Annotated in this window: 12 protein-coding genes and 1 other annotated feature; of the genes, 9 read left to right on the plus strand and 3 right to left on the minus strand. The window is 46.2% G+C overall.

Going from position 1 to position 12,038, the window contains the following annotated elements:
• Window positions 1–125: 125 nt before the first annotated feature.
• Complete coding sequence (gene rluB / locus R7Q39_RS13375; RefSeq protein ID WP_005376798.1) at window positions 126–1,064, minus strand: 23S rRNA pseudouridine(2605) synthase RluB; 939 nt, start codon at window positions 1,062–1,064, stop codon at window positions 126–128.
• 565 nt (window positions 1,065–1,629) lie between these two features.
• Between rluB and R7Q39_RS13380 the strand changes: the two genes are divergently transcribed.
• Complete coding sequence (locus tag R7Q39_RS13380; RefSeq protein ID WP_005376796.1) at window positions 1,630–2,340, plus strand: calcium-binding protein; 711 nt, start codon at window positions 1,630–1,632, stop codon at window positions 2,338–2,340.
• 93 nt (window positions 2,341–2,433) lie between these two features.
• Here the strand turns inward: R7Q39_RS13380 and R7Q39_RS13385 are convergent, their stop codons facing one another.
• On the minus strand, window positions 2,434–3,054 hold the full coding sequence (locus R7Q39_RS13385) for an L-threonylcarbamoyladenylate synthase (protein ID WP_005376791.1): 621 nt from the start codon (window positions 3,052–3,054) through the stop codon (window positions 2,434–2,436).
• Window positions 3,055–3,113: 59 nt separating this feature from the next.
• Window positions 3,114–3,971, minus strand: a complete 858-nt coding sequence (gene rnm / locus R7Q39_RS13390; RefSeq protein WP_005386777.1) for an RNase RNM — start codon at window positions 3,969–3,971, stop codon at window positions 3,114–3,116.
• 95 nt (window positions 3,972–4,066) lie between these two features.
• Between rnm and R7Q39_RS13395 the strand changes: the two genes are divergently transcribed.
• From R7Q39_RS13395 to R7Q39_RS13430, 8 genes are all read left to right on the plus strand, one after another.
• The gene (locus R7Q39_RS13395; protein WP_005376787.1) at window positions 4,067–4,192 is read left to right on the plus strand and encodes a trp operon leader peptide; all 126 of its coding nucleotides are present in this window, start codon (window positions 4,067–4,069) and stop codon (window positions 4,190–4,192) included.
• Window positions 4,139–4,242: a sequence feature (Trp leader region), on the plus strand. Its footprint overlaps the gene before it by 54 nt.
• Window positions 4,243–4,368: 126 nt before the next feature.
• Window positions 4,369–5,934 carry an anthranilate synthase component 1 gene (locus tag R7Q39_RS13400; protein WP_033905669.1) on the plus strand — a complete coding sequence of 522 codons (1,566 nt, stop codon included), beginning with the start codon at window positions 4,369–4,371 and terminating at the stop codon, window positions 5,932–5,934.
• Window positions 5,935–5,950: 16 nt separating this feature from the next.
• Complete coding sequence (locus R7Q39_RS13405) at window positions 5,951–6,559, plus strand: aminodeoxychorismate/anthranilate synthase component II (protein WP_005434961.1); 609 nt, start codon at window positions 5,951–5,953, stop codon at window positions 6,557–6,559.
• Between the two features lie 37 nt (window positions 6,560–6,596).
• Window positions 6,597–7,607: an anthranilate phosphoribosyltransferase gene (gene trpD / locus R7Q39_RS13410; RefSeq protein WP_206953364.1), complete on the plus strand. Its 1,011-nt coding sequence runs from the start codon at window positions 6,597–6,599 to the stop codon at window positions 7,605–7,607.
• A gap of 13 nt (window positions 7,608–7,620) precedes the next feature.
• Window positions 7,621–9,060, plus strand: coding sequence for a bifunctional indole-3-glycerol-phosphate synthase TrpC/phosphoribosylanthranilate isomerase TrpF (trpCF, locus tag R7Q39_RS13415; protein ID WP_171346203.1), 1,440 nt, complete (start codon window positions 7,621–7,623; stop codon window positions 9,058–9,060).
• Between the two features lie 64 nt (window positions 9,061–9,124).
• Window positions 9,125–10,315, plus strand: coding sequence for a tryptophan synthase subunit beta (trpB, locus tag R7Q39_RS13420; protein ID WP_005445041.1), 1,191 nt, complete (start codon window positions 9,125–9,127; stop codon window positions 10,313–10,315).
• Window positions 10,315–11,121 (plus strand): tryptophan synthase subunit alpha, encoded by an 807-nt coding sequence (gene trpA, locus R7Q39_RS13425; protein WP_025767264.1) that lies wholly within the window; start codon window positions 10,315–10,317, stop codon window positions 11,119–11,121. The genes trpB and trpA overlap by 1 nt, the downstream gene beginning before the upstream one ends.
• Before the next feature lie 196 nt (window positions 11,122–11,317).
• Entirely contained in the window at window positions 11,318–12,013 is a 696-nt protein-coding gene (locus tag R7Q39_RS13430; protein ID WP_182016734.1) for a Crp/Fnr family transcriptional regulator, read from the plus strand.
• Window positions 12,014–12,038 lie beyond the last annotated feature (25 nt).

Consider the following 12,038-nt stretch of genomic DNA (forward strand, 5'->3'; position numbering starts at 1 on the left):
GTTTAGCTGAGATATTTGTTTATCCAAAACACCCTGCTCTATATCGGCTTTAGATCCTTTTGTTATGTAACAGATAAGAAAAAGGCTTGCCGAATTGGCAAGCCTTTCTGATGTTTTGCTATCGATTAACGATGCTTGTTGCGTGCGCCTTGGTCACCAGCAGTCTTCTTCGGCTTACGACGAGAAGGGTTGTTGCTGCGACCTTTTGGTGTGTTAACACGCTCTTCATGGCGCTTAACTGCGCGACGAATTTTTTGGCTGCGTGCACGCTCACGTTTGCGTGACGTGTTGTCTTTGTTCAGATCAAGCATGGTTTCTTTCTCTGGACGAAGCTCTACAAGCTCACGCAAGTAGTTTACTTCTTTCAGGTCAAGCTCCATCCAACCGCCACGAGGCAGTTTCTTGTCTAAGAAGATGTCGCCGTAACGAACACGTTTCAGACGGCTAACGGTACACTCTTGCGATTCCCATAGTCGACGAACTTCGCGGTTACGACCTTCGTTGATAACAACGTAAAACGTGTGGTTCATGCCTTCACCACCCGCGTAAACAACATCTTCAAAGCGAGCTAAACCGTCTTCCAGTTCAACACCTTTTACTAGATTACGAACTTTCTGTTCAGTTACTTCACCGAACACACGTACTAGGTATTCACGTTCAACTTGGCGGCTTGGGTGCATTAAGCGGTTCGCCAGTTCACCATCCGTTGTGAAAAGTAGAAGACCAGAAGTGTTCGCATCCAGACGACCAACTGAAATCCAACGAGAGCCACGAATTTTTGGCAGACGATCAAAAACAGTACGACGACCTTCTGGATCGTGACGAGTACACAGTTCACCCTCAGGTTTGTAGTACGCAAGTACACGACAAATCACTTCTTCTTGAATCTTTGCAGAGACAATGTGACCATCGATACGAACTACGCTGCTCTCGTCTTCAAGTCTTTCACCAAGCTTAGCGACTACACCGTTCACGCTAACGCGACCAGATTTAATTAACGATTCAATCTCACGACGAGAACCGTGACCAGCACGTGCTAATACTTTTTGTAACTTTTCGCTCATTTATCTACCTATGTGTCGTCTTCACAGACGTCTAGACCAGGATTGGTCTGTATTTTGCTATTTACCCATTTCAGTGGGATTTTTCGGTCGGACATTATACGTAACTTTCTTAGTTAATGTAAGCTAAATCGGCGCCATTCTCCACACCAAAATTCACTTCAAAAATGACCGAAATATTTGTCCTATTCTGCAACTTTTTTACTACTTAAAGCAGGCATTGCTCAACGAGAATCCCACTAATATCGGTCTTCCTGAACCACTTTAACCACGCGGTACCTGATAAAATTGTCAGGGTTACAACAATAACCACTTGGGGTGTGTTTACTGTTCGTATTGCTAGAAAGCAACGAAAAATAAGCCGTCCCTGTTTGCTGCTAAGTAATACCAATCACCGCAGACAATGAGCGCTCATAGCAAAGCAAGGTCGTGGGTAACAAGACAAAAATTGTCTTTAAGTCATTAGTTCACATCAAAAATAACACTAATGCTATCGTGTACTCTGACTCACTAGGTTCGCTCTGCACTCTCGGCGATTGGCATAAATCAGACAAAAAGGAATAGAACAATGTCTATGCTAAATCTCGACCTAAATTGGATTTTTGGGACATCTCAAGATGACGATATGACAGGCACAAAAGGCTCTGAAACAACCGATATTTTCTTCGGCTTCTGTGGTGATGATAAGTTTGTAGGATACGGAGGTAATGATATTGTCTTCGGTGGCTGGGGAGACGATACCTTGCTTGGTGGCCGAGGTAACGACTTTGTTTCTGGCGGCTTTGGAAACGATTTCCTATCCGGCGGATTAGGAAACGACAAACTCTTTGGTGGCTGTGGCGACGACACAATTTTTGATTATTCAGGCAACAACTACTTGAGTGGTGGCTGGGGTAACGACACGCTCGTTGTTGGTGATGGTGAATCAGTACTGAGCGGTGGCTGTGGAGACGACACCTTCGTGCTTACAAACCGCCTGGCTATTGGTGTACCTGATCAGCCAGTGTCTTCCAACGATATTGATGTTAAAGCCGACATTGTCGATTTTAATATTTTCCATGACAAACTTGTCTTTGATATGGGCCGAGACACTGATAACGATGGCATTCGAGATACGTTCTTGGATTCAGCGGATGATCTGACTTTATCGTACAATGAGTGTGGCTGGGCAGTATTCTCAAGTGATGAATACAATGTTGAAGTGACACTAAACGGTGTGAGCTCTGCATACATCAACTATGCAGAACAAAATGGTATCGACATTTTCGATTTCGCTTAACCTCAATCAGTTAAGTTCAATGAGATATTCGATATGACAACTAAAATAGGAGGCGCGATGCCTCCTATTTTGTTTGACGGTGGTGTGCGTCTACTATTCGAATGGTGCAGGATCACCTGATCCTAAACGCACTACAACAGGTTCACCTTCGCTAAAGTCAATTACAGTCGTAGGTTGTTCACCTAGGTAACCGCCATTAAGAATCACATCAACCGCATGTTCTAGTTTATCGCGAATATCCTCTGGATCAGATTCTGTTACGTCACTGCCAGGTAGAATCAACGACGTAGACATCATCGGCTCACCTAATGCTTCCAACAAGTCCAAGGCAATTTGATTGTCTGGAACACGGATACCGATGGTCTTACGTTTTGCATTCATCAAACGACGCGGCACTTCTTTTGTGCCTTTGAAGATGAAGGTGTAAGGACCTGGTGTGTTATTTTTCAGCAGTCGGAATGCAGAGTTATCCACTCGCGCATAGAGAGAAAGCTCCGACAAATCACGACACAGTAAAGTAAAGTTATGCTTATCATCCAGACGACGAATCTGACAGATTCGTTCCAGTGCCTGTTTGTTCTCCAACTGACAGCCAAGTGCGTACCCTGAATCAGTAGGGTAAACCACAACGCCGCCGTTACGAATGATTGCTACTGCTTGATTAATCAAGCGAGCCTGTGGGTTTTCTGGGTGAACGTAAAAAAACTGGCTCATTGTAATTCCTCATTATCGAGCCTCTCGGCTCTATATTTTTATGGGTTCTCGACTTCGTATTACTGAGTATTATTCAACGAAGGATCTATTCCCCAATCTTTCCAAACTGGTTCGACGCCAGCAGGCAACCATAGGTTCCTTCCTAGCTCCATCCACGGTGATGGGTAGTGAAAATCACTGCCTTGAGAGGCTAATAGTTTGTATTGTATAGCATAATCAGCCAAGTTGCGCCTTTCTTGTTGCGCTTGCTGTGGCTGTGCAACTTCCATCGCATCACCACCTGCTTCGACAAACGCTGCTAGAAGACGCTTAATCCACTTCGCTGTCAACTTATATCTGCCAGGATGCGCTAATACCGCCATTCCACCAGCCGCATGGATAGCATCAACCGCATCCTTCATCGAACACCAATTCGGTGGTACATAACCTGGGTTATTACGCGTTAGGTATTTTTTAAACACCATTTGCATGGTTTTTGCGTAACCATTATCTACCAACCATTTCGCGAAATGCGCTCTTGTCACTGGAGCATCACCGGCGATTTGCCTTACCTCTTCAAGCACACCTACTCGAGTTGCTTTTTGTAGTCGCTCTGCAATTAACTCAGATCGTGTTATGCGATGCTGCTTCTGCTGTTCTATGAGGGCAGATAATTGTTCATTTTCCGGATCAATATTCAGGCCGACAATATGAATGTCTTTGTTTTGCCAGACGGTCGATATCTCAATGCCATTGATGATTTTTATCGGCAAATTATTATCTTGAACGTATTGCTTAGCTAACGCCAAACCGTCAACCGTATCGTGATCAGTGATCGCCAAAACCTCGATATCAAAACTCAGCGCCCTTTCCACTAAATCTTTAGGTTCTAACCGACCGTCCGATGCAGTGGTGTGACTATGTAAATCAATTCTCATATTTTTATCGTTTTAATGCCGTTTTGGGGTTGACTTTTTACTCTCGCACTAGTTAACTAGTACACAAATACAAAGTACGTAATTTAAGGTTCACCATGTTACAAGAATTTAACCAAAACCAAAAAGCGAAAGTTGCGGTTTGTCTTAATAAGGCAAACTCATCAGATCTTGCTTGGTGGCGCACTTGGACTAGTTCTTGGTGGGCAAACGTATACTTCTAGTTTATAGAACCAAACGTTGTAAAGCCCGCTACTTAAGCGGGCTTTTTTGTTTTGTTGCTCATTTCACATTCAACTGCCTAAACATTAATCGAATATAGCCAACTCTAGATTGGGAGAACGTTTGCTTTATGCGACTATGTACGGCAGGAAGATTTAAACAGCTACAAGGAGGTCTTGTGAACAAGGCCATTGAAATTAAGAAACTTGGACAGCTTGAAGTGCTAACGGCTTCCGTCCCTTATACTCAAGACCCGACTCGCTTGTTCCACACACTATGTGAGAACAAAACTGACAGCCTATTGCTGGAATCTGCTGAGATCGATTCAAAGCAAAATTTAAAATCCCTGCTGATCGTAGATTCAGCGGTTCGCATTGTTTGCTTCGGCCATACCGTTAGCATGCACGCCTTGACCAATAACGGTAAAAACCTACTGTCTCACCTAAACCAGAACATCCGTGGTGACGTTGAGAGCAAGTTCGATGGCGAAACGCTAACTTTGCAGTTTAACCAGCCATGCGACACGTTAGATGAAGACTCTCGCCTACGTGAAGCCTCTTCTTTCGATGCGCTGCGTTTGGTTCAGCATAGTTTTGATATTTCACAGCAAGACAAACACGCAATTTTCCTTGGTGGTCTGTTTGCCTACGACTTAGTCGCAAACTTTGAGCCGCTTGGTAATGCCGAAGCAACAAATCAGTGTCCAGATTACGTTTTCTACGTCGCGGAAACACTACTTGTTGTCGACCATCAAACGGAATCTTGCCAGCTTCAAGCGACGTTGTTTGTTGATGGTTCAGAGAAAACAGCGTTAGAGACTCGTATTGCAGAAATTAGCGCCCAATGTGCAGCGCCAAAACTGTTGCCGAGTGCAGAGCAAATAACAGATGTAACGGTAGAACCTAGCGTGTCTGATGCAGACTTCTGCCAAACCGTTCGCGACTTAAAAGAGTTCGTAGTGAAAGGCGATGTATTCCAAGTTGTACCGTCTCGTAGATTCACTCTACCTTGTCCTTCTCCACTGGCTGCTTATAAAGAACTGAAACAAAGTAACCCAAGCCCTTACATGTTCTACATGCAAGATGAGCTGTTCACTCTGTTTGGCGCATCACCAGAAAGCGCGCTTAAGTATGAAACCGATACCAACCAAATTGAAATCTACCCAATCGCAGGCACTCGTCGCCGCGGTAAGCGCCCTAACGGCGAGATTGATTTCGACCTAGACAGCCGCATCGAACTTGAACTGCGCACCGACATGAAAGAAAACGCAGAACACATGATGTTGGTTGACTTGGCACGTAACGACGTCGCTCGTATTGCTCAAGCTGGTACTCGCCACGTAGCAGACCTTCTAAAAGTCGACCGCTACAGCCACGTAATGCACTTGGTGTCTCGTGTGGTTGGTCAACTGCGTGAAGACCTAGACGCGCTGCACGCATATCAAGCATGTATGAACATGGGTACGCTCACCGGCGCACCTAAGATTCGTGCCATGCAGTTGATTCGCGATGTAGAAGGCGCACGACGCGGTAGCTACGGCGGCGCTGTTGGCTACCTCACTGGTGAAGGCACACTCGACACCTGTATCGTGATCCGCTCAGCGTACGTTGAGAACGGCATTGCTCAAGTTCAAGCTGGTGCTGGCGTGGTGTTCGACTCTGATCCGCAAGCGGAAGCAGACGAAACGCGCGGCAAAGCACAAGCGGTAATCTCTGCTATCCAAGCAGCGCATAAGTCACAATAAGGAATAGGGTTCAGAGATGGCTAATATCATTTTTATCGATAACTTTGACTCGTTCACCTACAACCTTGTGGATCAGTTCCGCTCGTTAGGTCACTCGGTCAAGATTTACCGAAACAACATCCCAGCAGAAACCATCGAACAAGCGGTAAACGAGCTTGAAAACCCAGTGGTTCTGCTATCGCCAGGCCCTGGTGCTCCTTCAGAAGCAGGCTCAATGCCTGAGCTTATCCAACGCATGAAAGGCAAAGTGCCGATGATCGGCATTTGTCTTGGTCACCAAGCGATTGTTGAAGCGTACGGTGGCACCGTTGCTGGCGCGGGCGAAATCATTCACGGTAAGGTCTCTATGATGGAGCACCAAAACCATGCGATTTACCAAAACCTACCATCACCACTTGCAATTGCACGTTACCATTCGCTGGTTGCGACCAAGGTTCCTGAGAGCCTAACCATCACAGCAGAAGTGGATGACTTGGTAATGTCTGTTGTACATGAAGAAGATAAAGTTTGCGGGTTCCAATTCCACCCGGAATCTATTATGACGACCTACGGAGCAACACTGTTGGCCAATGCCATTGAATGGGCACTTGAAGAACAAACTTCAGCGAACCCACTCACTGCTTAAAAAGCACTTGGCACATAAGAAATTTATGAGAGGAAATATGGAAGCAATCATCAACCCTATTATTACCAAACTGTACGAGCAAGAATCGCTTACTCAGGAAGAGAGCCAACAGCTATTCGACATCATTATCCGTGGTGAACTAGATCCAATTTTGATGGCGTCAGCGCTGACTGCACTAAAAATCAAAGGCGAAACGCCAGACGAAATTGCAGGCGCGGCAAAAGCACTGCTGGCAAACGCAAACCCATTCCCTCGTCCAGATTATGATTTCGCGGATATCGTAGGTACTGGCGGCGACGGTCACAACACCATCAACATTTCAACCACTGCGGCGTTTGTTGCTGCAGCATGTGGTCTAAAAGTAGCGAAACACGGTAACCGCAGCGTTTCAAGCAAATCTGGTTCTTCTGACCTTCTTGATTCATTTGGTATCAACCTAGCTATGAGCGCAGAAGATACGCGCAAAGCGGTAGACGATATTGGTGTTGCTTTCCTATTTGCACCTCAGTACCACGGTGGTGTACGCCATGCGATGCCAGTGCGTCAAACCATGAAAACACGCACCATCTTTAACATTCTTGGCCCACTGATTAACCCTGCTCGTCCTAACATCGAATTGATGGGCGTTTACAGTAAAGAACTGGTTCGTCCTATCGCAGAAACCATGCTACAAATGGGTATGAAGCGCGCCGCTGTAGTACACGGCAGTGGCTTGGACGAAGTAGCAATTCACGGTGAAACAACCGTTGCCGAAATCAAAGACGGTGAGATCACAGAATACAAATTAACGCCTGCAGACTTCGGTCTAGACGCGCACCCACTAGAAGCAATCAAAGGTGGCGATCCTGAAGAAAACAAAGCGATCATTACCAACATTCTGACGGGTAAAGGTACAGACGCACAATTGGGCGCAGTGGCAGTGAACGTTGCTCTGCTAATGCGTCTATTCGGCCACGAAGATTTAAAAGCCAACACGCAACAAGCGATTGAGGCAATGAATTCAGGCAAGGCGTACCATTTGGTACAACAACTTGCCGCACACGCTTAAGGAATTGAAGAAGATGACTGACTTCAACACTCAGCAAGCTGACAACCTGTCTGAACACGTTTCTAAGAAAGAAGCAGAAATGGCAGAAGTACTGGCGAAAATTGTCCGCGACAAATATCAGTGGGTAGCAGACCGTAAGGTGTCTCAGCCGCTAAGCACATTTCAGTCTGATTTACTGCCATCGGACCGCAGCTTCTACGATGCTCTGAGTGGCGAAAAGACGGCCTTCATCACCGAATGTAAGAAGGCATCTCCTTCTAAAGGTTTGATTCGTGATCACTTCGACTTGGATTACATTGCATCGGTTTACAACAACCATGCTGATGCGATTTCAGTCCTAACAGACGAGAAGTACTTCCAAGGTAACTTTGACTTTCTTCCTCAAGTGCGTGGCCAAGTCAAACAACCGGTTCTGTGCAAAGACTTCATGGTAGATACCTACCAAGTTTACCTAGCGCGTCATTACAGTGCTGATGCCGTGCTACTGATGCTTTCTGTCCTGAATGACGAAGAGTACAAAGCGCTAGAGGAAGCAGCGCACAGCCTGAACATGGGTATCTTGACCGAAGTCAGCAACGAAGAAGAGCTTCATCGTGCCGTTAAGCTTGGCGCACGCGTTATCGGCATTAATAACCGTAACCTTCGCGACCTAAGTACTGATTTGAATCGTACTAAAGAACTGGCACCGACCATTCGCGAACTGGCTCCTAACGCAACAGTAATCTCAGAATCTGGCATTTATACGCATCAACAAGTTCGTGATTTAGCGGAATACGCAGACGGCTTCTTGATTGGTAGTTCACTGATGGCGGAAGACAACCTAGAACTTGCTGTACGTAAAGTGACGTTAGGCGAAAATAAAGTGTGTGGCTTAACGCATCCAGATGACGCAGCAAAAGCATATCAAGCAGGCGCAGTATTTGGTGGCCTGATTTTTGTCGAGAAGTCGAAGCGTGCGGTCGACCTTGAAGGTGCGCGCTTAACCATGAGCGGTGCTCCACTGAACTATGTAGGCGTGTTCCAAAATCACGATATCGATTTTGTTGCTTCTGTCGTGACCTCTTTGGGTTTAAAAGCGGTGCAACTGCACGGTCAAGAAGACCAAGCTTACGTAAACCAACTCAAAGCCGAACTGCCAGCAGCGGTAGAAATTTGGAAAGCTTACGGCGTGACTGATGCCAAGCCAGAACTGCTAGCAGACAACATTGATCGCCATTTATTAGATGCGCAAGTTGGCACTCAAACTGGCGGAACTGGTCAAGTGTTCGACTGGTCACTGATCGGCGACCCAAGTCAAATTATGCTAGCGGGCGGACTGTCGCCAGAAAATGCTCAACAAGCAGCGACACTAGGTTGCTTGGGATTAGATTTAAACTCTGGTGTAGAAAGCGCACCAGGCAAAAAAGATTCACAGAAGTTGCTCGCGGCCTTCACCGCCATTCGCAGCTACTAAAGCTGGATATCAGCTAAAAAATTTAAAGCTATTCGTAGCGAAAAATACGAGAAGGAATATAACGATGGCAAAACTGAATGCCTACTTTGGCGAATACGGCGGTCAGTACGTTCCGCAAATTCTAGTTCCAGCACTGGAGCAACTAGAGCAAGCGTTTATCGACGCGCAAGAAGATCCAGAATTCCGCAGCGAATTCATGACGCTTCTCCAAGAGTATGCGGGCCGTCCAACGGCTTTGACTCTAACTCGTAACCTAACCAAAGGTACGAAAACCAAACTGTACCTAAAACGTGAAGACCTACTTCACGGTGGCGCGCACAAGACCAACCAAGTGTTAGGTCAAGCTCTGCTTGCAAAACGCATGGGTAAAAACGAAATCATCGCAGAAACAGGCGCAGGCCAACACGGTGTAGCAACTGCACTAGCGTGTGCGCTGCTTGGCCTTAAGTGTCGCGTTTACATGGGTGCAAAAGACGTTGAGCGTCAAAGCCCGAACGTATTCCGTATGAAGCTAATGGGCGCAGAAGTTATTCCTGTCCACTCGGGTTCAGCAACGCTTAAAGACGCATGTAACGAAGCGCTACGCGACTGGTCTGCAACTTATGAAGACGCGCACTACCTACTAGGTACAGCGGCAGGTCCTCACCCATTCCCAACCATCGTGCGTGACTTCCAACGCATGATTGGTGAAGAAACGAAGAATCAGATTTTGGCACGTGAAGGCCGTCTTCCTGATGCGGTTATCGCATGTGTGGGCGGTGGTTCAAACGCTATCGGCATGTTTGCTGACTTCATCGAAGAAGAAAGCGTTCGCCTAATTGGTGTTGAGCCAGCAGGTAAAGGTATCGATACTGACCAGCACGGTGCACCACTTAAGCATGGTAAAACAGGCATCTTCTTCGGTATGAAAGCGCCATTGATGCAAGATCCAAACGGCCAAGTTGAAGAGTCTTACTCAGTATCTGCTGGTCTTGATTTCCCTTCAGTTGGTCCACAACACGCCCACCTAAACGCAATCGGCCGTGCTGAATACGACAACGTAACAGATGATGAGGCGCTAGAAGCATTCCAAGAGATTGCGCGTCACGAAGGTATCATCCCTGCTCTAGAATCTTCTCACGCACTGGCTCATGCACTGCGTATGGCTCGTGAGAACCCAGAAAAAGAGCAATTGTTGGTTGTTAACCTATCTGGTCGTGGTGATAAAGATATCTTCACTGTGCATGCCATCCTAGAAGAAAAAGGAGCAATCTAATGAGCCGTTATGAAAAGATGTTTGAGCGCCTAAACGAAAAGAACCAAGGCGCGTTTGTACCGTTCGTAACGGTTTGCGATCCAAACGCAGAGCAGTCTTACAAAATCATGGAAACACTGGTTGAGTCTGGCGCAGATGCCCTTGAACTTGGTATTCCATTTTCAGATCCGCTAGCCGATGGCCCAACCATCCAAGGCGCTAACATTCGTGCTCTAGATTCAGGCGCAACACCAGATATCTGCTTCGAGCAAATCGGTAAGATCCGAGCTAAGTACCCAGAGTTGCCTATTGGCCTTCTGATGTACGCGAACCTTGTTTACTCTCGTGGTATCGAGAACTTCTATGAGCGTTGTGCAAAAGCAGGCATCGATTCTGTTTTGATTGCAGACGTACCAACTAATGAAAGTGCTGAATTTGTTGCTGCTGCAGAAAAGTTTGGTATTCACCCAATCTTCATCGCACCACCAACGGCAAGTGATGAAACACTGAAGCAAGTATCAGAGTTGGGTGGCGGATACACTTACCTACTCTCTCGTGCAGGTGTTACTGGCGCAGAAACCAAAGCAAACATGCCTGTAGGTCATATGCTCGATAGACTGAACCAATTTGATGCACCACCAGCGCTACTTGGTTTTGGCATCTCTGAGCCTGCACAGGTGAAACAAGCACTAGAATCTGGTGCGGCTGGTGCAATTTCTGGTTCAGCCGTGGTAAAAATCATTGAAGCGAACGTTGAGCAGCCACAAATTATGCTCGACAAGCTAGGTGAATTCGTTTCTGCAATGAAAGCTGCCACTCAAAAATAATTTCAGTTTGATATGACACAACAACGCCCGCTTAACATTATGTTTAGTGGGCGTTTTCTTACTATCGCGTTTATACCACGTCATTTTTTGTTCAACGCCCGCACTTTCCAAATCTATCTCAAGCAGAGCACTCAAAGAGTGTTAAGCTTGGGTAACTTAACTAACTCAATAAAGCAATGTGCAGTAAGGTTGCTACATGGAAGAAGTCAAAACACTGCTAGCCAAATGTCCTGTACTATCAGGGCTGCCAGATAAAGGGCTTAGTGAAGCAGCGCAAATGACTAAGGTTCGCTGCTTCGACGAAAAAGCACTGATTTGCAATAAAGGTGCGCTTCAATCTTCTCTTATGGTCATAGCTCAAGGTGCAGTGAGAGTGAACTCAATTAGTTCAAAAGGCAAAGAAGTCACACTGATGATTTTCGAAGCTGGTGGTTGGTTTGGAGACAATGTTTTTTCTCCCGGCATGCCTCGTATTTTTGGTGCGACCGCTCATTCTGACGTGACTGTAATGGAGCTTCCTGGAGATAAATTTCGCCAATTACTCGCCAAATACCCTCAAAGTTACCCCACTATACTCGACTTACTTAGCCGCCGCTTGTGGTCTGCTATTTCTGTTATCGAAGATGACGCGATTAGAGGAATTGAAGAACGAGTCGCCAAAAGGTTGCTGCTGCTTGCTGAATACCAACTTAATCAAGCGATCGATACTCGACCATGCGTTGTCAGGGTAACAAGAGAACATATCGCTAACATGATGGGGCTAACTCGTCAGAGTGTACACAAGATACTAAAACGATTAGAAAGTATCGGGATGCTAGAGCTAAACTATGGCTCAGTAACCATTACCAATCCGAAGCGCTTAGAAGAATACTTTAAAAAACTCGAGCAATAGATCCATTCAACAAACGCTAAGTATT

It is taken from the genome of Vibrio sp. 947, assembly GCF_033339115.1.
In the GTDB taxonomy this organism is placed as follows: domain Bacteria; phylum Pseudomonadota; class Gammaproteobacteria; order Enterobacterales; family Vibrionaceae; genus Vibrio; species Vibrio alginolyticus.

What these genes read in the sequence shown, in the direction of transcription:
- trpCF (WP_171346203.1), top strand. Translation starts at nt 7,621, where the DNA reads ATGACTGACTTCAACACTCAGCAAGCTGACAACCTGTCTGAACACGTT.
- rnm (WP_005386777.1), bottom strand. Translation starts at nt 3,971, where the DNA reads ATGAGAATTGATTTACATAGTCACACCACTGCATCGGACGGTCGGTTA.
- rluB (WP_005376798.1), bottom strand. Translation starts at nt 1,064, where the DNA reads ATGAGCGAAAAGTTACAAAAAGTATTAGCACGTGCTGGTCACGGTTCT.
- trpD (WP_206953364.1), top strand. Translation starts at nt 6,597, where the DNA reads ATGGAAGCAATCATCAACCCTATTATTACCAAACTGTACGAGCAAGAA.
- R7Q39_RS13385 (WP_005376791.1), bottom strand. Translation starts at nt 3,054, where the DNA reads ATGAGCCAGTTTTTTTACGTTCACCCAGAAAACCCACAGGCTCGCTTG.
- R7Q39_RS13430 (WP_182016734.1), top strand. Translation starts at nt 11,318, where the DNA reads ATGGAAGAAGTCAAAACACTGCTAGCCAAATGTCCTGTACTATCAGGG.
- trpA (WP_025767264.1), top strand. Translation starts at nt 10,315, where the DNA reads ATGAGCCGTTATGAAAAGATGTTTGAGCGCCTAAACGAAAAGAACCAA.
- trpB (WP_005445041.1), top strand. Translation starts at nt 9,125, where the DNA reads ATGGCAAAACTGAATGCCTACTTTGGCGAATACGGCGGTCAGTACGTT.
- R7Q39_RS13395 (WP_005376787.1), top strand. Translation starts at nt 4,067, where the DNA reads ATGTTACAAGAATTTAACCAAAACCAAAAAGCGAAAGTTGCGGTTTGT.
- R7Q39_RS13405 (WP_005434961.1), top strand. Translation starts at nt 5,951, where the DNA reads ATGGCTAATATCATTTTTATCGATAACTTTGACTCGTTCACCTACAAC.
- R7Q39_RS13380 (WP_005376796.1), top strand. Translation starts at nt 1,630, where the DNA reads ATGTCTATGCTAAATCTCGACCTAAATTGGATTTTTGGGACATCTCAA.